The sequence below is a fragment of the Micromonospora profundi genome (assembly GCF_011927785.1).
Lineage (GTDB): Bacteria > Actinomycetota > Actinomycetes > Mycobacteriales > Micromonosporaceae > Micromonospora > Micromonospora profundi.
In genome coordinates this window covers 5436116-5458143 of sequence record NZ_JAATJK010000001.1, presented here as the reverse complement: position 1 = coordinate 5458143, position 22028 = coordinate 5436116, and the positions used below count along the sequence as shown (strand labels likewise).

Annotated in this window: 20 protein-coding genes; 8 read left to right on the top strand and 12 right to left on the bottom strand. The window is 72.0% G+C overall.

Features of this window, described 5'->3' with window-relative positions:
* Positions 1–52 precede the first annotated feature (52 nt).
* The 3 genes from F4558_RS24175 to F4558_RS24165 are packed head-to-tail and all read left to right on the top strand — an operon-like array spanning position 53 to position 3750.
* The gene (locus F4558_RS24175; RefSeq protein WP_053658872.1) at positions 53–517 is read left to right on the top strand and encodes a DUF4442 domain-containing protein; all 465 of its coding nucleotides are present in this window, start codon (positions 53–55) and stop codon (positions 515–517) included.
* A gap of 60 nt (positions 518–577) precedes the next feature.
* Entirely contained in the window at positions 578–1381 is an 804-nt protein-coding gene (locus F4558_RS24170; protein ID WP_053658874.1) for an HAD family hydrolase, read from the top strand.
* Positions 1378–3750, top strand: coding sequence for a glycoside hydrolase family 65 protein (locus F4558_RS24165; RefSeq protein ID WP_167946075.1), 2373 nt, complete (start codon positions 1378–1380; stop codon positions 3748–3750). The genes F4558_RS24170 and F4558_RS24165 overlap by 4 nt, the downstream gene beginning before the upstream one ends.
* A gap of 45 nt (positions 3751–3795) precedes the next feature.
* Here F4558_RS24165 and F4558_RS24160 read toward each other — a convergent pair whose 3' ends face one another.
* Positions 3796–3975: a hypothetical protein gene (locus tag F4558_RS24160; protein WP_167946074.1), complete on the bottom strand. Its 180-nt coding sequence runs from the start codon at positions 3973–3975 to the stop codon at positions 3796–3798.
* A gap of 171 nt (positions 3976–4146) precedes the next feature.
* Here F4558_RS24160 and F4558_RS24155 point away from each other — a divergent pair, with 171 nt between their 5' ends.
* Positions 4147–4818 (top strand): dienelactone hydrolase family protein, encoded by a 672-nt coding sequence (locus F4558_RS24155; protein WP_053658880.1) that lies wholly within the window; start codon positions 4147–4149, stop codon positions 4816–4818.
* A 12-nt stretch (positions 4819–4830) separates the two neighbouring features.
* Here the strand turns inward: F4558_RS24155 and F4558_RS24150 are convergent, their stop codons facing one another.
* Positions 4831–5958, bottom strand: coding sequence for an AI-2E family transporter (locus F4558_RS24150; protein ID WP_167946073.1), 1128 nt, complete (start codon positions 5956–5958; stop codon positions 4831–4833).
* Between the two features lie 204 nt (positions 5959–6162).
* Here F4558_RS24150 and F4558_RS24145 point away from each other — a divergent pair, with 204 nt between their 5' ends.
* The gene (locus F4558_RS24145; protein WP_053658884.1) at positions 6163–6345 is read left to right on the top strand and encodes an antitoxin; all 183 of its coding nucleotides are present in this window, start codon (positions 6163–6165) and stop codon (positions 6343–6345) included.
* Positions 6346–6433: 88 nt separating this feature from the next.
* Here F4558_RS24145 and F4558_RS24140 read toward each other — a convergent pair whose 3' ends face one another.
* Entirely contained in the window at positions 6434–7036 is a 603-nt protein-coding gene (locus tag F4558_RS24140) for a hemerythrin domain-containing protein (RefSeq protein ID WP_053658886.1), read from the bottom strand.
* 204 nt (positions 7037–7240) lie between these two features.
* On the opposite strand from F4558_RS24140, the gene F4558_RS24135 reads away from it, so the two are divergent.
* Positions 7241–8482, top strand: coding sequence for an FUSC family protein (locus F4558_RS24135; RefSeq protein WP_312877392.1), 1242 nt, complete (start codon positions 7241–7243; stop codon positions 8480–8482).
* A gap of 10 nt (positions 8483–8492) precedes the next feature.
* On the opposite strand, the gene F4558_RS24130 is transcribed toward F4558_RS24135, so the two are convergent.
* The 8 genes from F4558_RS24130 to eccB form a co-directional block, all read right to left on the bottom strand.
* Positions 8493–9140, bottom strand: coding sequence for a C39 family peptidase (locus tag F4558_RS24130; protein WP_167946071.1), 648 nt, complete (start codon positions 9138–9140; stop codon positions 8493–8495).
* A 226-nt stretch (positions 9141–9366) separates the two neighbouring features.
* Positions 9367–9774 carry a pyridoxamine 5'-phosphate oxidase family protein gene (locus F4558_RS24125; RefSeq protein WP_053658891.1) on the bottom strand — a complete coding sequence of 136 codons (408 nt, stop codon included), beginning with the start codon at positions 9772–9774 and terminating at the stop codon, positions 9367–9369.
* A 31-nt stretch (positions 9775–9805) separates the two neighbouring features.
* Positions 9806–10147: a YkvA family protein gene (locus tag F4558_RS24120; RefSeq protein WP_053658893.1), complete on the bottom strand. Its 342-nt coding sequence runs from the start codon at positions 10145–10147 to the stop codon at positions 9806–9808.
* Between the two features lie 60 nt (positions 10148–10207).
* On the bottom strand, positions 10208–11005 hold the full coding sequence (locus F4558_RS24115) for a hypothetical protein (protein WP_053659423.1): 798 nt from the start codon (positions 11003–11005) through the stop codon (positions 10208–10210).
* Positions 11006–11184: 179 nt separating this feature from the next.
* A complete protein-coding gene (locus tag F4558_RS24110) occupies positions 11185–11553 on the bottom strand; it encodes a hypothetical protein (RefSeq protein WP_053658895.1) in 369 nt (122 codons plus the stop codon).
* 219 nt (positions 11554–11772) lie between these two features.
* Positions 11773–13074, bottom strand: coding sequence for a WXG100 family type VII secretion target (locus tag F4558_RS24105; RefSeq protein WP_053658897.1), 1302 nt, complete (start codon positions 13072–13074; stop codon positions 11773–11775).
* Complete coding sequence (locus F4558_RS24100; protein WP_053658899.1) at positions 13067–13435, bottom strand: hypothetical protein; 369 nt, start codon at positions 13433–13435, stop codon at positions 13067–13069. The genes F4558_RS24105 and F4558_RS24100 overlap by 8 nt, the downstream gene beginning before the upstream one ends.
* A gap of 87 nt (positions 13436–13522) precedes the next feature.
* Complete coding sequence (gene eccB, locus F4558_RS24095; RefSeq protein WP_053658901.1) at positions 13523–14959, bottom strand: type VII secretion protein EccB; 1437 nt, start codon at positions 14957–14959, stop codon at positions 13523–13525.
* Positions 14960–15119: 160 nt separating this feature from the next.
* Here eccB and F4558_RS24090 point away from each other — a divergent pair, with 160 nt between their 5' ends.
* Positions 15120–16307 carry a type VII secretion protein EccE gene (locus F4558_RS24090; RefSeq protein WP_167946070.1) on the top strand — a complete coding sequence of 396 codons (1188 nt, stop codon included), beginning with the start codon at positions 15120–15122 and terminating at the stop codon, positions 16305–16307.
* Here F4558_RS24090 and eccD read toward each other — a convergent pair.
* Positions 16291–17688 carry a type VII secretion integral membrane protein EccD gene (gene eccD, locus F4558_RS24085; protein ID WP_167946069.1) on the bottom strand — a complete coding sequence of 466 codons (1398 nt, stop codon included), beginning with the start codon at positions 17686–17688 and terminating at the stop codon, positions 16291–16293. The genes F4558_RS24090 and eccD overlap by 17 nt on opposite strands.
* A 165-nt stretch (positions 17689–17853) precedes the next feature.
* Between eccD and eccCa the strand changes: the two genes are divergently transcribed.
* Positions 17854–21819, top strand: a complete 3966-nt coding sequence (eccCa, locus tag F4558_RS24080; RefSeq protein WP_167946068.1) for a type VII secretion protein EccCa — start codon at positions 17854–17856, stop codon at positions 21817–21819.
* Positions 21820–22028: the final 209 nt, after the last annotated feature.

The following is a 22028-nucleotide window of genomic DNA, read 5'->3' as shown; positions in this document are numbered from 1 at the left end:
CAGGTGGAAAGGCCTGGTTGCCGCCTTGGTTACCCACGAGTAACGTCGGCACATGACAATCGACTCCCGCCAGGTGGCGGCCGGAATGCTGGAAGCGGTGCCGTTCGCCCGTACCCTCGGCATCGAATTCGTCGAGGTGGCACCCGAGGCGGACGGCGGGGTGCGGGCGGTCGTGCGGCTGCCCGACACCCCGGCCATCCACAACCACATCGGCGGGCCGCACGCCGGCGCGATGTTCACGCTCGGCGAGACGGCCTCCGGCACGATCGTGCTTGTCGCCTTCGGGCACCTGCTCGACCGCATGGTGCCGCTCGTCGTCCGGGCCGACATCGCCTACCACAAGCGCGCGTACGGGCCCGTCCTAGCCACCGCGCGACTCGGTCGCCCCGCCCAGGAAGTGATCGACGAACTCGAAGCCGGCCAGCGACCCGAGTTCCCGATCGAGGTGCAGATCGGCACCGAGGACGGCAAGCACACATCGACGCTCACCGTGCTCTGGACGCTACGACCGAACTGAGCGGCGGCGCGCGTCACCGAAAAGGGGTTTGCGGGCCGGCGGGGTGGTTAGATTCGTACCGTGCTGGGCCTACCTGCTCATGTGACCGCCTGTCTCTTCGATCTGGACGGTGTGCTGACGCAGACCGCCCGAGTGCACAACGCCGCCTGGACGCAAACGTTCGACGAGTTCCTGCGCCAGCACGCGACGTCCACCGGGACTCCGTTCCAGCCGTTCGATCCCGGACCCGACTACAACAGGTACGTCGACGGCCGACCGCGCGCCGACGGCGTCCGGTCGTTCCTCGCCTCCCGTGGCATCGTGCTCCCCGAGGGCACCCCGGACGACCCACCGGACGCCGACACTGTGAACGGCGTCGGCAACCGCAAGAACGTCCTGCTACTGGAGCACCTGCGCACCGACGGCGTCGAGGTCTACCCGGGCTCGGTGCGCTACCTGGAGGCGGCGGCCGCCGCCGGGCTGCGTCGGGCAGTGGTGACCGCGAGCGCCAACGGGCATGAGGTGGTCGCCGCAGCCGGGGTGGACCGACTGCTGGAAGCGCGGGTCGACGGGATCGTCGCCCGGCAGCAGGGGCTGCGCGGCAAGCCACAGCCGGACACCTTCCTGGCCGGGGCCGCCCTGCTCGGCGTCGACCCCACCCAGGCTGCCGTCTTCGAGGACGCGCTCTCCGGAGTGGCCGCCGGTCGCGCCGGCGGTTTCGGCTTCGTGGTCGGCGTCGACCGGGTCGGTCAGGCTGACGAGTTGCTCGCGCACGGTGCCGACATCGTGGTCAAGGACCTCGCCGACCTGCTCGACGCCGGTGACGCCGACCCGCCGACGCGTACGGTCGACGCGACGACGAGCGACGATCGGGGCACCGCGTGATCCGGGAACGGGCCTATCCCGTCGAGCCCTGGCACATCCGGGAAACCCGCCTGGACATGGACGTGCTGGCCCAGTCGGAGTCGGTCTTCGCGCTGTCCAACGGTCACGTGGGCCTGCGCGGCAACCTCGACGAGGGCGAGCCGCACGGCCTGCCCGGCACCTACCTCAACTCGTTCTTCGAGCTTCGCCCGCTGCCGTACGCGGAGGCAGGCTACGGCTTCCCCGAGTCCGGCCAGACCATCGTCAACGTCACGAACGGCAAGCTGATCCGGCTGCTCGTCGACGACGAACCGCTCGACGTGCGCTACGGCGAGCTGATCTCCCACGAGCGGGTGCTCGACATGCGGGCCGGCACCCTGCACCGCGAGCTGCACTGGCGCTCCCCGGCAGGCCGTGAGGTCAAGGTCCGCAGCACCCGGCTGGTGTCGTTCACCCAACGGTCGGTGGCCGCGATCAACTACGAGGTGGAGGCCGTCGACGGCCCGCTGCGGCTCATCGTGCAGTCCGAGCTGGTGGCAAACGAGTCGCTGCCCGCGCAGAGCAAGGACCCCCGGGTCGCGGCGGTCCTGGAGTCGCCTTTGCAGGCCGAGGAGGAACTGACCACACCCGACGGCGGGCAGCTGATCCACCGCACAAAGGTCTCCGGGTTGCGGGTGGCCGCCGCCATGGAGCACGAGGTGCACGGTCCGGACCGCACCACGATCGAGTCCGAGGGGTACGAGGACTGGGTCCGTACGACCATCGCCTGCGTGCTCAAGCCCGGTGAGAAGCTGCGGATCGTCAAGTACCTGACGTACGGCTGGTCGAGCCGACGCTCCCTGCCGGCGTTGCGTGACCAGGTCGGCGCGGCGCTTGCCGGCGCCCGCCTCGACGGATGGGAGGGGCTGCACCGGGAGCAGCGCAGCTATCTCGACGAGTTCTGGGACGCGGCGGACGTCCTCGTCGAGGGCGACCCGGAGATCCAGCAGGCCGTCCGGTTCGGTCTCTTCCACGTGCTTCAGGCCGGTGCCCGTGCCGAGCAGCGGCCCATCTCGGCCAAGGGGTTGACCGGCCCCGGGTACGACGGGCACGCCTTCTGGGACACCGAGATGTTCGTCCTGCCGGTGCTGACGTACACCCAGCCGAGCGCGGTCCGCAGCGCGTTGCAGTGGCGACACAGCACGCTTGACCAGGCACGCGAGCGGGCCGAGACACTCAACCTCAAGGGCGCCGCGTTCCCGTGGCGAACCATCGAGGGGCCGGAGTCCTCCGGGTACTGGCCGGCCGGCACCGCGGCGTTCCACATCGCCGCCGACATCGCGGACGCGCTGCGCCGGTACGTGCTCGTCACCGGCGACACCCAGCTGGAGCGGGAGATCGGGCTGGAGCTGCTCGTGGAGACCGCCCGGCTGTGGCGCTCGATCGGGCACCACGACCGGCGCGGCCAGTTCCACATCGACGGGGTCACCGGCCCGGACGAGTACACGGCCGTGAAGAACGACAACATCTACACGAACCTGATGGCGCAGCGGAACATGCTCACCGCGGCCGAGTCGGCGATGCGCTACCGCGACGAGGCGTTCCGCCTCGGCGTCACCGACGAGGAGGCGGCGAGCTGGCGGGATGCCGCCGCCGCGATGCACATCCCGTACGACGACGAGCTGGAGGTGCACCAGCAGGTGGAGGGGTTCACCCGCCTCCAGGAGTGGGACTTCGCGCACACGCCTGCGGAGAAGTACCCGTTGCTGCTGCACTATCCGTACTTCGAGCTGTATCGCAAGCAGGTGGTCAAGCAGGCCGACCTGGTCCTGGCGATGCACTGGCGGGGGGACGCGTTCACCCCCGAGGAGAAGCTGCGCAACTTCCTCTACTACGAGCGCCGGACGGTCCGTGACTCGTCGCTGTCGGCGTGCACGCAGGCGGTGCTGGCCGCCGAGGTGGGCTATCCCGAACTGGCGCACATCTACCTGCGCGAAGCCGCGCTGATGGACCTGCACGACCTCAACGAGAACACCCGCGACGGCGTGCACATGGCCTCGCTGGCCGGCGCGTGGCTCGCCCTGATCGGTGGGCTCGGCGGGTTGCGCGACCACGACGGTCAGCTGTCGTTCGCGCCCCGGCTCTCCAGCCGGCTCAGCCGCCTTGAGTTCTCGTTGCAGTGGCGCGGACTGGCGCTGCGCGTGGACGTCCGGCCGCACGAGACGACGTACTCGCTGCGACACGGAGGCCCGGACGACGTGGTGGAGCTGCGCCACCACAACCAGCTGCTGCGGGTCACCTCCGACGAACCGGTGACAGTACCCGTGCCGCAGGCGGAGCCGACGGCTGCGCCGGCGGAGCACCCGCCGGGCCGGTCGCCGCTGCTCCGGCTGCCCGAGCGCGACGAGTGACGGCCGGGACGGGAGTGCTCCCGTCCCGGCCGTTGCACGCGTACGTCAGACGGGTTCTCCGGTCGACGGGCGGCCCAGGGCGTCCCTGGGGGCCATCGCCCGGGGATCGTCGGGCAGGCGGGCCTCGGAGGCCTCGTCCCCGAAGTTCCGGCTCCGCTCGGTGTCCTGTTCGCGCCGGTTCTGTTCGTCCATCTGCTGCTGCCGGGAGGTCTGCTGCTTGGCCATGGCGATCCTCGCGATCCGTCGGGGCGCGGTTGCGCCTGCGCGGTCTGCGGTCACCTCCCGGCTACCCGGCGGCATCTGCGACAAACGCGGCCCAGGCCCGGGCATCCCGGGTGCGTGCGAAGCCCCAGGCGGGGTACGCGCGTGGGACGGGCGAGCGCGCGGAGGTGCGGTATGGACGAGCAGAGCAGCACGGTGACCATTCCGGTAGGGGACGTCCAGCTTCCCGCCGATCTGCTGCTGCCCGCTGATCCGGCCGGCGTGGTGCTGTTCGCGCACGGCAGCGGCAGCTCGCGGCACAGCCCGCGCAACGTGGCGGTGGCCCGGACGCTTAACGGGCGTGGTCTCGCCACTGTGCTCGTGGACCTGCTCACCCCGGCGGAGGAGGAGGTGGACGCGCGTACCGCCGAACCGCGGTTCGACATCGGGTTGTTGGCTGGCAGGCTGGCCGGGATCGTCGACTGGCTGGCGGTCGAGCGTCCCGCCGGGGACGTACCCATCGGTCTCTTCGGGGCCAGCACGGGTGCCGCCGCCGCTCTGGTCGCCGCCGCGTCCCGCGCGGACCGGGTGAGGGCTGTGGTGTCCCGGGGCGGTCGACCCGACCTGGCCGGTGCGGCGCTGGCGCGGGTGCGTACCCCCACGTTGTTGCTTGTCGGCGGCCTGGACGAGGAAGTGATAGTGCTCAACGAGCAGGCGCTCGGCGAGTTGGGTGAGGTCGGCGAGCTGCGGGTGGTCCCGGGCGCTACCCATCTGTTCGAGGAACCCGGCACGCTCGACCAGGTGGCCGACCAGGCAGGTGCCTGGTTCAGCGACCACCTGGTCGGCGAGGCCGTTCGTCGCAGCTGAGGCCGACGGGGGTCAACCCGCCGGAGCGGCCGGAACCGCAAGGGTGGCAGTGGCCCGGTGCCGTTGGACGGTGTCGATGATGCGCCAGAGGACGGCGGTGATCGGGACGCTGACGAAGGCCCCGGCGATACCCGCGATCAGGGTGCCGGCGGTGACGGCCACCAGGATCACCGCCGGGTGCAGTCGGACCTGCCGCTTCATCACCAGCGGTTCGAGCAGGTTGCCCTCGATCTGCTGGACGGCGATCACCGCCGCGAGGGTGAGCAGTGCCGTCGTCGGCCCGTTGGCAGCGAGGGCCACGAGCACCGCCACAGCGCCGGCCACCGTCGCGCCGATGATCGGTACGAAGCCGCCGAGGAAGGTGATGAGCGCCAGTGGCAGCGCCAACGGCACCCGCAGCACCACCAGGGCCAGGCCGATGCCGATCGCGTCGATAGCGGCGATCAGCATGGTGCCCCGGCTGTACGCGCCGAGCGTCTGCCAGCCGCCCCGACCGGCCTCGGCGACCACGGCCCGGTTCGGGCCGGTCATCCGGGACAGCACCCAGTGCCACATCGACCGGCCGTCCTTGAGCAGGAAGAAGAGCAGTACCAGGGCGAGCAGCGCGGAGCCGAACACCTCGGTGGCCGTCCGGGCGCCGGAGACCGGGTCCGGCGAACTGCCGCTGAGCCCCTCCCGGGCCTGGCTGATCAGGCGGTCCAGTTGGGCGTCGGTGACGGGCAGGGTGGACGTGACGAAGTCCCGGCTGCGGTCGACGCCCTGGGTCAACTCCTGGCTGAGCTGGTCGAACTGGCTCGCCGTCAGGTTCCACACGAGCGCGCCGACGCCCACCAGGATGCCGAGCAGCAGCAGGACGGTGAGCAGCGCGGCAAGTGCCGCGGGCACCCGCAGCCGGCGCAGCCGGAGCAGCACCGGGTCGAGCAGGGCGGTGAGGAAGATGGTCGCGGCCAGCGCGATGGCGAGCGGTGCCAACAGCAGGGCGATCCGGCCCAGCAGGTAGAGCCCGGCGACGATGACCACCAGGCAGGCGCTCCACAGCACCGCGGTGCGGACCAGCCACGGCAGCGCCGTCCACGGGTTGCGCGGCTGTACGTCGTGCGTCGTCTCCCCGGAGTCTGCCCCGGGTTCCTCTGCCGCCATGTCGGTCCTCCTCGATGTCCGGGAGGTCGGTACCCGGCCTGACGCGCGCCGACACCCGTACCGCTCCAACGCGAGGTGGGCCGGTGTCGTGGCGGGTGCACACGGGACATCCGTTCCTGGCCGGCGAGTCTGGATCGTCCGAGTTTGGGCAACCCGGCTCAGGGAAGCCATCACTGACGCAGTCGGAAGTGGAGGAGGACCGCGATGAGCGACTTCATGGACAAGGCCAAGGACTTTGCGGACAAGCACGACAAGCAGGTTGACCAGGGGATGGAGAAGGCCGGCGACGCGGCCGATCGGCGCACCGGCGGAAAGTACGACGACCAGATCGACAAGGGCGTGGATCAGGCTCAGGCCCGTACCGGAGAGGGCGACCAGGTCCGCTGACACACCGGGACATCCCGGGTCGCCACCGAAGTGGCGACCCGGGATGTCCCTTGCGGACCGTCACCGTCACCGACCATCCGGCGACGGGTCAGTGCTGCCCTTCGCGTAGCTCGTCCATCGAGGTCGGCCGGCCGCTCAACGCGTCACGCACACGGTCGACCAGGCCGGTGCCGGGGGCGAGCAGCTTGTTCGCCGGAGGGCGGTCCGGTGCGCTCGGGTGCGGCCGGGTCGGCGCGATCTTCTTGATCGCCGTCACCTTGCCGGCCAGCTCGACAAGCTCCTCCCGGGCCGTCGCGGCACGCAGCCGGGGAAAGAGGTCGTTCTCCTCCTCCTGGACGTGGTGCCGGATGGTGCTGGTCAGGTGGGCGAGCAGTTCGTCGAAGCGCGGATCGGACGGGTCGACCGACTCCAGGTCCTTCATGGTCCGTTCGGCGTCGGCGTGCTCGGCGATCTCATGCTCGGCGATCTGGTCGCCGTCGGGCAGCGCCTTACGGGCCGTCGGATAGACGTACGCCTCCTCGGCAATCGCGTGGCGGACGAGTTCGGAGATCACCACGTCGACGAGTTGACGGCGGTACTCGGGGGTGCCCTGCCGCGTCTCCAACTCGACGAAGAGCGCCTCGACCTCATGGTGGTCGGTGACCAGGATGTCGACGACGTCCTGGTCGTCGACGGTCTGCGGATTGCTCATCTCACGTCCCCTTGCCGGTTGCGGATCGGTGGGTGTGTGTGGCCCCTGGTACCCCGCAGCGGTCTGACAAACCCATGGTCGCCGATGGATTGCCGGGACGACGCCCGGGTATCCGCCGCCATGGCCGACGACCGTCCACGACCCGGCCGCGGCCGGTCTCGACTCGAAACGGCTGCCGAGAAGAGCGGCCAGTTTGTCGAAACAGTGCGGCACCGCAGCGGGCAGGCCGGCCGGCTTCGGGCCCGACAGTGGGAGATCACCCTGGTGATCGCCGCCCAGGCAGGGCTGGCCGCGGCGCTCGCCGCCCTGATCGCCAAGCATTTCCTCGGCTCCGGCTCGCACGTCTTCGCCCCCGCCGCGGCCGTCGGTACGATCGCCACCGCCATCGGGCAACGAGCCCGGCGTACCTTCGAACTGCTGGCCGGCGTCGCGTTGGGCCTCATCATCGGCGACACGCTGCGCTTCGTCGTCGGCTCGGGGCCGTGGCAGACCGGCCTGGTCGTCGCCCTCGCCATCGCCACCGCCCTGCTGGTGGCCGGGAAGGGTGGCCCGCTTGTCGGGCAGGCCGGCGGTACCGCCGTGCTGATCACGACGTTGGCCCCGATGGAGAGCGGCCTTGAGGTGCCCCGGATCTTCGACGCGCTTGTCGGTGGCATCGTCGGCCTGGTGGTGGTCGCGTTGCTGCTGCCGGTCAATCCGCTGCGGGTGCTGGACCGGGCGGCGACACCGATCTTCGAGGTCCTCCGCGAGCAGCTCGCCGAACTCGCGCAGGCGGTGCGGGACCGCGACAGCGACCGGACGTTGCGTGTGCTCGACCAGCTCCGTGGCAGCGACGACGACCTGGGCCGACTGCACGACGCGCTGAGCGGGGCCGAGGAGGTGGTGACGATCGCGCCGGCCCGGTGGCACCGCCGCCAGCAGTTTCACAGGTACGCCCTCAGCGCGGGTCACCTCGAACGGTTGCTGCTGGACAGCCGCGCCCTGGCCCGCTGGTCCACGACAGCACTCCAGTACGACGAGCAGATCCCGCCGGAGCTGCCGGACGCGATCGCCCGGCTCGGTGCGGCGGTGGCGCAACTGCGTACGGAGTGCAGGGGCGATGACACCTTCCAGAACACCCGTACGCTTGTCGAGGAGTGCGCGAACCTGGCCGGGCGGGCGGCCGCCTGTGGGGTCAGGTCGTTCGGCGACGCCCTCGTCACCGGCCTGCGCACCGCGGCCAGCGACCTGCTCCGCGCCACCGGCTGCGAACCGGACGACGCCAACAGGATCGTGCGTGAGGCCGCCGGCGCCGGCGAGGCCGCCACGCACCCGCCGACCCGGCGACACCTGTACCGGATCCGGCCGACCCGTGCGTCGCGGACCCGACGGCGGGCCGACCTGGCCACCCGTCGCCGTTACGACGGCAGGGCCGGCCTCCCCGACAGTGGGAGACCGGCCCGGTGAACCGTGCGGATCAGGAGGAGTAGCCGCGCTCCGCGATCCAGTTGGCGACCTTCGGCAGACCCATCCAGTACTCGCCGAGCGCCGGGTTGGCAGGGTCGGCGACCCGGATGGTGTCCCCGCCGTCGCGGTAGCCGACAAGCGTCACGTAGTGGCCGCCCTCGTACGAGTGCGGGTTGCCGCTCATGTCGACGGCCGTGCCCCTGATGTTGGCCACCACCGGCCGTCCGGCGTCGACAGCGGCCCGCACGTCGTGCCGCAACTGATCGACCTGGTCGGGGCGGGCCACCGGGTCACTGATCTCGGTCGTCCGGTACCTGTCGCCGGTGAGCGTGTTCAGCACCCGGGTGATGTCGAGGGCCGACGCGGTGCCCGACTCGGTGGTGCCGAGCAGTTTGGCGACGTCGTCCTGCGGCAGTGCCTTGCCCTGGGCGGAGAGCGCCATCCGGGTCGCGGCCGGCCCGCAGTAGTAGAAGTTCGGCTGCGCCTGGTAGTCGAAACCGAGCACCCGCTCACCGCTGCGGTTCGTCTGGTTCGACGACGTAGGGGCAGCCTGTGCCGGGGCGGAGGCCTGCGCAATGGCAGCCGGGCCGAGGGCACATCCGCCCGCGACCAGCAGGCCGACAACGGACAGACCGCTTTTCTGCATGATCGGGTTCATGGTCGAGTCTCCGTTCGAGGGGTTGGAGCCTCCGACTGGGCGGAGGGCAGCAGCACCGGGAATGGCGCTCGGCTCATCAGGGGGTGACCCGCGGCGGTCTCGGCCGGGGGTCGTACGGGTGTAACGGCCCTGCTCCGGGCGGCATTCCGCTCTGCGGCGGCACCTCTGACCGCGCAAAACGCCCAGGGATCGTGATGTGGCTCGAACGGGCCGATCGGGCGGCGGGTCAGAGGCTCCCGAGCAGCCGGGTCACGGTGATCTCGATGACCACACGTTCGGGATTCGGACGCGGGGTGCGATAACGGTCGGCGTAGCGGCGCTCCGCCTCGGCCACCGCCGACCGATCCGACCGGAGCACCGCCCGGCCCTCGATGGTGAGCCAGCGCCGGCCATCCACGTGGCAGACGGCCACCGGCAGGCCCGCCGGCCCGGCATCGGCCACATGACGTGCCTTGCGGGACGTACCGGAGGTGATCACCCGAGCCAGCCCGGACTCCGGATCGAAGGTGACCCCGACGGGCACCACGTGCGGGGTGCCGTCGGCGCGCAGGGTGGTCAACGTCGCGAGGTGCCGCTCCGCGCAGAAGGCCGCCACCCGGTCGTCGTGCCCGTCCAGCCGGTGATCGCCCGCCACGCCCGTCCCCTGTCCGTCGAACCGACCTCGATCATCGTACGGAGCGTCGGGCGGCCTCCGGAGCCGGCGGCGCGTCGGGCTGCCCGGGCAGCCGGCGACCCTCCGCCCGGCGCTTCTGCACCAGCCGGGTGAGGTAGATCAGCGCGCCGGCCAGGACACCCATGTCGTCCAGATAGATCGGGTCCGGAAGGATGTCGACCGGGAAGATCGCGTAGATGAGCGCCCCGTAGAAGACGACCTTGCCGCTCGCGCCGAGCCCGGTCAGCATCCGGCGGGTACGCACCACCCGCACCGCCAGCAGCACCGCGCCGACAAGTGTGGCGATCGCCAGGATGCCGGCGATCACCACGAGCACCCACGTCTCTCGGGACATGGCGTCACGCTAACCCACCGACGGCGGTCCGGCCCGCTGTCGGACCGCCGTGCCGTGCGGTCAGAACGCGGGGACCGCCGCGCGGCCGCGGGCGACCACCACGTTCTCCCGGGTCGGCTCGGTCAGCGGCCGGCCGACCTCGCTGAGCGGCAGCACCGATGACGACTCCGCCACCCGCCGCCCGGTCGCCTCGAGGGCCTCCGCGCGGAGGCTGCGGGCCGCCGCAACAGCCAGCTCGGCGGCCCGCCAGGCGGCCTGCTCCTGCTCCTGGGCGGCGACGTGCCGGGCCGCCAGGTTGTCGCGGATCGCCCGCTGGAGCACGAGTTCCTGCTCGACCGGGTGCAGCCGGGGGTCCCAGCCATTGCGGTACGCGAACACGTCGCTGAGCTGCTCCACCGACAGCTCCCGCCGCCAGTACGCGTCCAGCGCGGCCCGATGCAGGTAACGCTCGCGGTCGGCGTACTCGGCGGGGGTCTGGGTGGTGTACGGCAGTGGCATCGCGGAGGCCTCGGCGAGCCTGCGGACGCCGGCCTCGGCGGCCTCCAGTTCCTGCCACGCGGCCTCGACCGTCTCCTGCGCGGCCACCCACTCCGCCCGCAGACGCTGGGCGGTGGTGGTGGCGCGCTCGGCGGCCACCGCGACCTCCTGCGCGTAGCGGCTCTGCTCCCGTTCCTCCTGTGCCTCTTCGATCTGACTGGGCATTGCCGCGTCACGGATCCGCGCGGCCAGGTCGAGGCGGAGAAGGCCGGGGCGCAGCAGGAGTACGGCGACAGCGGCCACGACCACCCCGAGCAGGCTCAGCCAGATGACGGCGGCCCGGGGCACGTCGGGCAGGACGGCGGAGAGGACGGTCTGCATGATCAGCACCTCGCGGTCGAACAACGGGTATCGACGGATGGTCCTGACGGCACCGGGCCGGTGATCGAGCGATGTCGACGCGGTCGGCTCCGAGTGGTCGGGAGAAGCTGTTGGCGACCCGATGGGCCGGGACGCGCGTGACCCGGGGGCGGGTCGCGCGGATCGTCAGGCGGGCCGGGTCAGCGGGTGGGCGGGCCGCGCCGGGCGGGTGCGCCCCGGCCGGGCTCGATGGCCGGCGAGTGCTCCAGGCCAGCGGCGACCGGGCCGGTCGCCGTGGTGGTGACGGCTCCATCGGCCGCCTCGGAAGGGTTCGGCGGGCTCGCACTGTCGGCTGTCTGGGCAGCGGACGCGGCCTCGGGCCGGAGGGTGTCCACCCGGCTGCTCACGGCGATCGGCCGTGGCTGCGTCGGGGAGGGAGGCGGTGTCGCGGCGAGGGCGCCGCCGAGGCCGACAGCGAGCACCAGTGCGGTGAACGCCAGCCGGGTCAGCTCCCGCAGTGACCGCAGCACGACCCGCCGGGCTGGGCGGATCTGGTTTGCGGACGACACCCGACCAACCTATCCGCCGACCCGGCGTTGTGCAGCATGTCTGCCGCGCCAGCCGGGGTGACCGCTGCCACTGTGGCCACTGTGGACGGGGCCGACCGGGTGGGCATCCTGCACCGTGCGCGTGACGAACGGCCCGGCCTCAAGTGAGGCCGGGCCGTCAAGGTCCAGTGGTATCCGTCGACGCAGCCCGGCTGCGAGCCGTGCCGCCCCGGGGAACTGTCAGCTTGCGGTGCCGAGTACCGGCGGCGCGGCGTCCCCGCCGTCCTGCCACACCATTTCGTCCTCGGTCAGCCAGGTCAGGCGGTCGTCGGACTCGTCGTCGGTCGGCCGGCCGTTCCCGCCGAGAAGGCCGGGACGGTTGGTGCCCGACCCGCGGCCGGAACCCGCCCGGCCGGTCGCTCCCTGGCCCCCGGCTGCGGCAGCCCGGCCGGTGGCCTCGCCGCGCCGGCCGTCGATGCCGCGCCCGACGCCGCTCGCCGAACGGGTGTCGGCAGCTGCGGCACCACCGGTCGGCCGTGCCGACGGGGTGGGCGTGCTCGTCGAACCCGCAAGCGTGGACGTGCGCAGCACCCCGCCGGCCGGTGTCCCACCCGGTGCCCCGAAGAGCAGGCCCCGGCCGGTCCCGGCGCTGGCCGGTGCCGTGGTCGGCCCGGACATGCTGGCCAGCCCGGCGACGCCGCCGGCGAGCAGTGCCCCGCCGATCAGAGGGTTGGCACTGGCGAGGGAGGTGCCACCCGTGGAGGGGGCCGGACCGGTGACGACGCCGGGCGTGCTGCCGGTGACCGGGCCGCCTTCCTGGCCGGTGACGAACCCGGCGGGGACCGGGGCCGCGGACGTGTGGGTCGGCGTCGTGATCGTCGCGCCGCCGGTGTGCGCGAGGCGGCCGGTGGTGGTCGGGGCGGCGTGGGGCGTGGTGGTGCTCGGCACGCTGCGGGGCGTCGTCGGGTCCTGGTTGACAGTCTTCGGCGTCTCGGCGTCCGGACGCGGCGGGTCGACCACGCGGTCATAGGCGGACAGGTCGTAACCGGCGGCCAACTCGGCCACCACGTTCACCATCCGCTTGTGGGCCTTCTCCTGCTCGGCCTTGTCCTGCTGGTGGCCCATGATGCCGCCGACGACAGCCCCGGGCAGACCGAAGGCGGCGCCCTTGAGCGCACCGGAGATCGCCCGGTCGTTGTCGTCGGTCTCCTCCGGGCTCTCCGCCTGCTTGCGGGCGGTGCGGAGCTGGCCGGCCATCATGGTCAGGCCCTGCTTGACGCCGGTCATGCCCTCGCTGAGCGCGTCGGTGTGGCTGACGACCAAGGTCAGCCGCCGCTGGAACTCGCGGCCTGCCGAACCTGTCCAGCTGTTGCCGAGCTTCTCGATGTCGCCGCTCAGCTCCCGGCTCAGGCCGTCCAGGATGCCCTTCAGCGTGGCCCACTTGGCGGCCAGCTCATCGATCTGCTCGGGCTTGCCGGCCATCACCGCGTCGTACAGCTCCTGGTGGCTTTTGCCCTCATAACGCTGGGTGTATTCAGACACGCCCGTCCCCCTTCGGCTTGAGCGCCCGGTCGACCCCGCTCAGCGCCGAGTCGATGTCGGTGGCGTTTGCCGCGTTGCGCGCCTCGGCGGTGCGGTAGTTGGCGAGAATGGTGCTAGTGGCCTGCTGCGCCGCCAGCACAGCCTGCCGGAGCCGTTCGGCCTGTTCCACATAAGACTCGTGGACCGAGCTGTAGCGGCGGGCGTTCTGGGTGGCGTCGGTGAACAGGCCCAACGCCGGAGGGCTGCACTGCATCTCGGTGTTGAGCTTGCGCAGTACCGTCTCGGCCTGGCTGAGCCGCGCCGCGAGGTTCTTGTGGAAGTCCTCAAGGGACAGCAGGTCAACTTCCGTACGGCCGGTCATGGCTACATCCCCGTCGTTCTGGTTGACAACCGTCAGCGGAACCAGGTTAGTCCACCAGCGCAAGCCGAGGCGACCCGTGGCGCTCGCTCAGCCGTTGGTGCCCGTCGATGGCGTGCCACCTGGCGAGAAATGCGCGAGCGCGTCCTCGCGGTCCAGAGTCGGCCCGGTGGGGATCAGGGACAGCAGGGACCCGGGCACCGCCAGCGGGGTGACCCCCTCGTACCCGAGCGCCCCCAGTGCCTCGGCCGACCCGAGCGGATACCTGACGCCCTGCGGGCTGATCAGGTAGACAGTCGACCCGGCGGCGCCGGACCCGCTTGTGCCGGCGCCGGGAGCGGCCTGGGCCAGCACGCCCTTGCCGCCGGGCAGCAGCACCGACTCGGCAGTGCGGACCGCGTCCCGGTTGCTCTGCCGCACCGGCACCGAGTTCGGCTCGTTGGCGCTCAGCTCGGCAGGCGCCCGGTCGAAGACCTCAAGCGTGGTGGTCGGCGGGCCGCCCGCGGTGCCGGCCCGGTACGTCGCGCAGAGCAGCGTCTGCCCGGCGCGGGCCGGGTACAGGGAGGGAAGCGTCCGCGGCATCCCGTCCGGCTCCAGCCGCTGTTCGGTAAGCAGGCGGCCGGCCTGATCCGGCGTGATGTCGGTGATCTGACCGCCGCCGCTGATCAGCAGCAGCGCCGTGATCTCGCTGATCGAGACGAGCCCTTCGCGGGCCAGGACGTAGTGCTGCCCGGCCGCCTGGAACACCTGGCCGATGGTGGCCGGTCGGCCAGCCACGCTCAGCCCGCTACGGTCACCCAGGCCGGACAGCGACGGCTTGCGCAGCGGTGGCCCAGCCGGCAGGGCGTTGAGCAGTTGCTGCCCGACGGGCAGGGGCGCCGTGCCGCTCATCCGCAGCGCAGCGACCGACTGGTCGCCGCCGAGCACCTCGAGCCGGGCGTTGCCGGTGAGCAGGTGCCGCTGACCGTCCACCGTGACAAGCACGGCGCGGTCACCCAGCGGGGCGCCGCCGGGCAGCGCGCGGTCGATCACGACGCGGGTGGTGGAGCGGCGCGGGTCGACGGGGTCGGGTACGTCGCATACCGACCAGGGCAGGCCGGTCAACGACTTGCGGCCGGGCAGCGCGTCCGGGGCGCCGACGATGCCGACAGTGCGACCGCGCGGACGGTCCCGCAGCGAGGTCTGCGACATCGTCCGTACCTGCGGGTTCGGCTCGTTCAGGATCAGTCGGGCGGAGGTGTAGTTGAGCGTCGGGTGGAGCTTGCCCTCGACGAACACGTACGTCGCGCCGGTCTCCCGTTCGATGACCAGCGTGTTCTCGTCCAGCGGTGCGGTGTTGCCGGTCAACTGGCCGTAGGCGCCCACCCCGCCGAGCACCACGGCCGCGGCGATCGCGCTGCCGAAGACGGCCATGCCGAGTCGTCGCATCGGCAGGTTCGTGGTCTCCGGATCGCCCGACAGGAGAGCGGAGACGATCCGGCGGGTGACGAAGCGGTACGCCTGCACCTGATCGCGGCGGGTCCGCATGACTTACCTCCGGCGGGGTGGATCCGCGACGATCAGGTCAGGGTGCCGTCACGGGCTTCCCTACGATAAGGGGCCGACGGCCGGCCCTCTGGCCCGCCGCCTGGTCGGCGCCGGGCGTTCCCCGGAGCAGAGCCACATCGTGCAGGAGGGACAGTCAGCGATGACGCAGGTTCAGGCGCGACCCGCCCGAGCGGTCACGAGCCCGTCCGACGTCCCGGCGCGGGTGGCCCCGGGCGTCGATCGACCGGGCCGGGGTCGTATCGGCCCGGTGCTTGTCGGCCAGCTCGTCGTGCTGGAGGTGTGTGCGGTCGGCGTCTGGGCCGCGACGGCCGGCCCGAGCTGGCTGCTCGCCGTGGCGGGTACCGTCGCGGTGCTGGTCGTGGCGGTGGTGTTCGCCCGGCGCGGTGGCCGCTGGTGGTTCGAGGACGTGCTGTTGCGCCGCCGGTTGCGGCGTCGCCGCCAACGCGCGGCGGCGGCGGCATTGGCGAGCGCTTCGGTCGCCGACCCCCGGTTGGCCGCGCTCGCACCCGAGTTGAGCGTCATCGAGCTGACCGACCGTGGCACCCGGCTGGGCATCGGGCAGGACGACCAGGGCTGGTTCGCGGCGGTTGCCCTGCAACCAGTCACCGGCGCGACGAGCGGTTCGGTGGACGCGTCCGTCGTGGACCGCGCACTGCGGGTGCTCAGCGACTTCTCGGCACCCGTCTCCCGGGCCCAGGTCGTCGCGCACACACTGGTCTGGTACCCGGCCTCCGGTGCGCCGCCGGCAGCGCACCGGTCCGTCTGGGTGGCGCTGCGGCTCACGATCCGCGACGCCCGGGTCGAGACCGTCAGCCGGGGCGGTGGGCTGCCCGGCGTACACCGGACGTTGGCCGCCGGGATCGGCCGGCTGGGCAAGGCGCTGACCGCCGCCGGGCTGGCCCACCGGCCGCTGGGCCGCGACGAGCTGCGCGCGGCAGTCGTGTCGGCAGCCGGCCTCGACCTGGTTCCGGAGACGCCGGCGGAGACCTGGCAGGGGCTGCGGGGCGGCGGCTGGACGCACCGTTGCCTGACCCTGCGGGGGCGGCCCGACACCCCGCTCGGCCCGCTTGTGGACGCGATCACCGCCACGTCGGCACCGTCGCACACGGTGGCGGCGGTGGTCTCGTCCGACGGTCGCGTGGCGGCGCCGCTGCTGCGGGTCGCGGCGATGGACAACCACGTCGAGGCACTGGTCAAGGTCGTCCGGGACGTGGCACAGCGGGCCGGTCTCCCGGCCCGGCCGATGGACGGGCAGCACGGCCCGGGCATCTACGCCAGCGCGCCGGTCGCGTCGACGCCGGCCGGCAGGGTCAGGGCCGCAGGTTGACGATCCAGCCGTACAGGCCGCAGACCCAGAAGGCGAGCGGAACCAGCGAGATGATCAGCATAATCTCGACGATGTCGAGCAGCCGGCCCCAGACCGGCGAGATGCGCTTGCCTGCGACGGTCAGGCCGTAGATCAGGCTGATCACGGCCGCCAGCAGCAGCCCACCGAGGATGAGGCCCAGCCGGACCAGCAACGAACCCCCGGCGAAGGTGGCCGCCGCCGCCAGGCCCAGCCCGACAGTGCCGGCGAGCAGCACCGGGATGCGCTGCGCCCGGCCCAGGAGCGGACGGGCGCGCAGCAGCGAGAGCAGGGCCAGCACCAGGCAGAGCAGCACCGCCGGCAGCCGGCCGTCCAGTGCCAGCACCAACTGCGCGCCGAGCACCAGCACCGACACCGTCCACAGCAGACCGGTGAGGAACTGGTCGGCCCGGTCGCTGCGTTCGAGCACCTGCCGGCCGTCTACCGACTCGCTGTCGGTCTTCAGGTCCTCCGGACCGGTCGGGATCGACGGCACCGGCAGCCGGGCCAGCCGGTAGGCGATCATCGGCAGCGCCGGCACCGCGCCGAACGCGACGGCCGCCACCACCGCTGCCGCCGCCGCCGCGTCGAGCCCGAAGGCGAGGCAGAGCAGTGCGCCCAGACCGGCGCCCGCGCCCACCCCGATCGCGGCGAAGAAGAGCGGATACCGGTCACCGACGGCCAGCACGGCCACCGCCCCGGCGACCACCACGGCGGTGGCCGCGAGCAGGGCGTGCGGGCTGCCCAGGTCGGTTAGTCGCAGGTCACCGGCGAGCAGCAGCAGACCACCGGTGCCCGCGTACACCAGGCCGACAATGGCCAGGACCGCGCCGGTCCGGCTGTCGCCTGCGGCGCGGGAGAGCACCGCCGCGCCGACAAGCAGCGCCACTGCGACAAGCAGGGCGGCCATCGCGCCGGGCAGGTGCGGCGGGCCGGTGAAGAGGGCGGCCACCGCGCCGGCGCCGAACGCCGCCGCGGCGAACAGCACAGCGAACGACCGGGTCGTGCTGACCTGCCAGGAGCCGGGACGCTGGTTGGTTGCGGTCGCGACCGCATCCACCACGTCGTCGAAGACGATCTCCGGCGCCGCCGCCGACCGGGGATTGAAATACAACACCTCGCCGTCGCGTACGCCCAACTGCGCGGCGGTACGCCCACCGTCCAGTGGTGCGCCGCCCAGCCGGGACAGCGCCCAGCCGCCGTGCCGCACACCCTCGTCGGCCAGGTCCTCCCCGGCGTAGCGCAGCAGCGTGGGAAGCAGGTCGGCCATCGGTACGTCCGACGGCAGAGCCAGGTCCATCCGCGTACGGGGAGCCACGATGGTGATCCGGCTCAGGCCACCGGTCGCCGTCTTCGTCGCCACAGTGGCCTCCTGGGTCGTCCTACGCTCGGCGGGCGGCGGTGCCGCAGTACGGGGTGCACCGCGCCCACGGGAGATTACCTACGATGACGAGCACGTACAGTGCCCACCCGCGGGCTTCGATCCGCGACGGCACGTCATCAGGCCGCTTCTGGGGAGGAGACAGCCGTGAGCACGGTCGTGTTCCGCCGGCTCCCGCGCCAGCCGGGGCCGGCTCTGCCACGCGGCGAGGTGCTGCTGGAGTCGCCGCCCGAGCTGCCCGAGCCGACGCCCCGCGGCATGGGCCAACTGCTGATGATCCTGCCGATGGTCTGCGGGGTCGGCGCGATGGCATTCCTCTACGCCGGCCGGGGTGGCGGCATGATGACGTACGTCGCCGGTGGACTCTTCGGCGTCTCGATGCTCGGCATGGCGATCGGCTCGCTCGCCAATAGCGGCGGCAACGACAAGGCCGAGCTGAACGCCGACCGTCGCGACTACATGCGCTACCTGGCCCAGATGCGCAAGCGCACCCGCAGGGCCGCCGAGCAGCAGCGGGCGGCGATGGCCTGGCGGCACCCGGAGCCGGACGCGCTCTGGTCGATCGCGGCGTCCCGCCGGCTCTGGGAACGGCGGATCACCGAGGACGACTTCGGCGAGACCCGCATCGCGCTCGGCCCGCAGCGGCTGGCCGTCGAGATCGTCCCGCCGGAGACCAAGCCGGTGGAGGACCTGGAACCGATGAGCGCCATCGCGCTGCGCCGGTTCGTGCGGGCGCACTCGACAGTGCCGGAGCTGCCGACAGCGCTCTCCGTACGCGCGTTCAGCCGGGTGGTGCTGCGCGGTGACCGAGAGCCGGTGCTCGACCTGACCCGCGCGGCCCTGGGTCAGCTGGCGACCTTCCACGCCCCCGACGACATGGTGATCGCGGTGGTCGCCGCGCCCGACCGGCAGGCCGCCTGGGAGTGGGTGAAGTGGCTTCCGCACGCCCACCACAGTGGCCGGACGGACGCCGCGGGTGCCAGGCGGCTCGTCTTCGCCAGCCTGGCCGAGGCCGAGGAGTCGCTGAACGGTGAACTGGCCGGGCGTCCCCGCTTCACCGCCGAGGCCAAGCCGCTGACCACCGCGCCGCACCTCGTCGTGGTGATCGACGGCGGCGAGGTCGCGCCGACCTGTCAGCTGGTGGGTCAGGGTCTGCTCGGTGCCACCACCATCGATCTCTCCGGGACGGTGCCGCGCGATGCCGGCCGTTGGCTGCTCTGCCTGGACGCCGGCGACGGCAGCTCACTCGAACTGATCCGGGGCACCTCGTCGACGCAACTCGGCCGACCGGACCGGCTCACCGTCGAGGCCGCCGAAGGGCTGGCCCGGCAGATCGCCCCGTACCGGCTGTCCCAGCAGCAGACCAGCAGCGAGGAGCCGCTGGCACGCAGCATGGAGCTACCGGACCTGCTCGGTGTCGGTGACGCGGCGACCGTCGACGTCCACCAGACCTGGCGACCGCGCGGTCACCGTGACCGGCTGCGCATCCCGCTCGGCGTCGGCCCGGACGGCAACGTCGTGGAGCTGGACTTCAAGGAGTCGGCGCACGAGGGCATGGGCCCGCACGGTCTGGTGATCGGTGCGACCGGCTCCGGCAAGAGCGAACTGCTCCGTACGGTGGTGGCCGCGCTCGCGGTGACCCACTCGTCGGAGGAGCTGAACTTCGTCCTTGTGGACTTCAAGGGCGGTGCGACGTTCGCCTCGCTGGAGGCGCTGCCGCACACAAGCGCTGTCATCACCAACCTGGCCGATGAGCTGCCGCTTGTCGACCGGATGCGCGACGCGCTCGCCGGCGAGATGGTGCGCCGGCAGGAGCTGCTGCGGGCGGCCGGCAACTACGTCTCCCGCTTCGAGTACGAGAAGGCCCGCGCGGCCGGCGAGCCGCTGGCTCCGATGCCCAGCCTGCTGATCATCTGCGACGAGTTCAGCGAGCTGCTGGCCGCCAAGCCCAACTTCATCGACCTGTTCGTGATGATCGGCCGGCTCGGTCGGTCGCTCGGTGTGCACCTGCTGCTGGCCAGCCAGCGCCTCGAAGAGGGCAAGCTGCGCGGCCTTGACACCCACCTGTCGTACCGGATCGGTCTGCGTACTTTCTCGGCGGTGGAGAGCCGGATCGTGCTCGGCGTGCCGGACGCGTACGAGCTGCCGAACGCGCCGGGGCACGGCTACCTGAAGACCGACACCAGCACGATGCTGCGGTTCCGGGCCGCGTACGTCTCCGGCCCGTACCGGGCGCCCGGCCAGCAGGCATCCGCGTCGCAGGCACTGGTGCAGCGCCGGATCGTGCCGTACGGCGTCGACTTCCTGCCGGCGCAGGCCCCCCAGATGCCTGTGGACTCCGCGCCGGAGCCGGAGCAGCCGGCCGACGGTAAGGCCGTCGCGATGCTCGACGTGCTCATCGACCAGCTCAAGGGCCGGGGCCGCCCCGCACATCAGGTGTGGCTGCCGCCGCTGGCGGACCCGCCGGGCCTGGGTGAGCTGCTCGGCCCGCTGGCCGTCGACCCGACGTACGGGTTGTGCACCGCGTCCTGGCCGGGCCGGGGTCGGCTCACGGTGCCGGTCGGCGTGGTGGACCGCCCGTACGAGCAGCGCCGTGACCCGATGATGGTCGAGCTCGCCGGGGCCGGTGGCAACGTGGTCATCGTCGGTCGCTCGCTCAGTGGCAAGAGCACGATGCTGCGGACGTTGCTTGCCTCGTTGGCGCTCACCCACACGCCGCGTGAGGTGCAGTTCTTCTGCCTGGACTTCGGTGGCGGCGCGCTGCGCAGCCTGGAGCGGTTGCCGCACATGGCGGGGGTGGCCGGCCGGCGCGACGTCGAGGCGGTGCGCCGTACGGTGGCCGAGGTGGTCGCGGTGCTGGACGAGCGGGAGATGCGCTTCGCTCAGCACGGTATCGACTCGGTGGCCAGCTATCGCCGCCGCCGGGCGGCGGGTGAGTTCGCCGACGACCCGTTCGGTGACGTGTTCCTGGTGGTGGACGGCTGGAACACCCTGCGCCAGGAGTACGAGGAGCTGGAGCAGACCATCACGACGCTCGCCAACCGTGGCCTCGGCTTCGGCGTGCACGTGGTGCTCACCGCGGCGCGGTGGGCGGAGGTCCGGATCAACATGCGGGACCTGCTCGGCACCAAGCTCGAACTGCGCCTGGGCGACGCCGCCGAATCCGAGATCGACCGACGGTCGGCAATGAACGTGCCGGAGAAGTCACCCGGCCGTGGCCTGACCCGGGACAAGCTGCACTTCCTCACTGCCATTTCGCGGATCGACGGCCGGCGTGACATCGACGACCTGAGCGAGGCGTCGATCGCCCTGGCCGGGCACGTGGCGGCCAACTGGCCGGGTCGTCCGGCGCCGAAGGTGCGGCTGCTGCCGCGTCGGCTCGCCGTTACCGAGCTGGCGCGGATCATCGACCGGTCGGCGCCCGGCCTGCCCATCGGCGTCAACGAGTCGGCGCTCGCCCCTGTGTATCTGGACCTGGCGAACGAGCCGCACCTGACGGTGTTCGGCGACGCCGAGTGTGGCAAGACCAACCTGCTGCGGCTGATCGCCCGTGGCATCACCGAGCGGTACACGCCCGCTCAGGCCCGGTTGGTGATCGCCGACTACCGGCGTGGGCTGCTGGGCGCGGTGGAGGGCGATCACCTGCTTGACTACGCGCCGTCCAATCAGGCGTTCGCGCAGGGGCTCGGCTCGATCCGCAGCGCGCTGTCCAACCGGTTGCCCGGCCCGGACGTGACCACCGCGCAGCTGCGCGACCGCAGCTGGTGGAAGGGCCCGGACCTGTACATCCTTGTCGACGACTACGACCTGGTGGCCTCCGGTGGCAGCAATCCGCTCAGTGCTCTGCAGGAGTTGTTGCCGCAGGCCCGCGACATCGGCCTGCACCTCATCATCACGCGGCGGGTGGGCGGCGTGTCCCGCGCGCTCTACGAGCCCGTGCTGCAACGGTTGCGGGAGCTGGACTCGCCCGGCCTGCTGATGTCCGGCAGTCGGGAGGAGGGCGCGGTCTTCGGCACGCTGCGGCCGAGCCCGCAGCCGCCCGGCCGGGGCACGCTGGTCCGTCGGCGCGACGGCCAACAGCTCATCCAGACCGCTTGGTCCGAGCCGTCGTGACCGGGCTCGCCCGGTTGTGCGGTGATCCGGCATCGCAATTTTGTCGTCCGCGTCAAATACCTGTCCCGTAAAACCGGTAATCACGTCGGCTGATTCGTCACTATTCACCTACGGCGGCCTACCAGGGCTGCGAGGACTGGACGGACTCCGCTACGGTCTCTGTTGGAGTGTCCGTCGGTGGGGTGTTTTGCTGCCTTGCCGCGGGGGAG

What these genes read in the sequence shown, in the direction of transcription:
- eccB (WP_053658901.1), bottom strand. Translation starts at nt 14,959, where the DNA reads ATGCGGACCCGCCGCGATCAGGTGCAGGCGTACCGCTTCGTCACCCGC.
- F4558_RS24100 (WP_053658899.1), bottom strand. Translation starts at nt 13,435, where the DNA reads ATGACCGGCCGTACGGAAGTTGACCTGCTGTCCCTTGAGGACTTCCAC.
- F4558_RS24120 (WP_053658893.1), bottom strand. Translation starts at nt 10,147, where the DNA reads ATGTCCCGAGAGACGTGGGTGCTCGTGGTGATCGCCGGCATCCTGGCG.
- F4558_RS24150 (WP_167946073.1), bottom strand. Translation starts at nt 5,958, where the DNA reads ATGGCGGCAGAGGAACCCGGGGCAGACTCCGGGGAGACGACGCACGAC.
- F4558_RS24090 (WP_167946070.1), top strand. Translation starts at nt 15,120, where the DNA reads ATGACGCAGGTTCAGGCGCGACCCGCCCGAGCGGTCACGAGCCCGTCC.
- F4558_RS24145 (WP_053658884.1), top strand. Translation starts at nt 6,163, where the DNA reads ATGAGCGACTTCATGGACAAGGCCAAGGACTTTGCGGACAAGCACGAC.
- F4558_RS24130 (WP_167946071.1), bottom strand. Translation starts at nt 9,140, where the DNA reads ATGAACCCGATCATGCAGAAAAGCGGTCTGTCCGTTGTCGGCCTGCTG.
- F4558_RS24140 (WP_053658886.1), bottom strand. Translation starts at nt 7,036, where the DNA reads ATGAGCAATCCGCAGACCGTCGACGACCAGGACGTCGTCGACATCCTG.
- F4558_RS24155 (WP_053658880.1), top strand. Translation starts at nt 4,147, where the DNA reads ATGGACGAGCAGAGCAGCACGGTGACCATTCCGGTAGGGGACGTCCAG.
- F4558_RS24115 (WP_053659423.1), bottom strand. Translation starts at nt 11,005, where the DNA reads ATGCAGACCGTCCTCTCCGCCGTCCTGCCCGACGTGCCCCGGGCCGCC.
- F4558_RS24160 (WP_167946074.1), bottom strand. Translation starts at nt 3,975, where the DNA reads ATGGCCAAGCAGCAGACCTCCCGGCAGCAGCAGATGGACGAACAGAAC.
- F4558_RS24175 (WP_053658872.1), top strand. Translation starts at nt 53, where the DNA reads ATGACAATCGACTCCCGCCAGGTGGCGGCCGGAATGCTGGAAGCGGTG.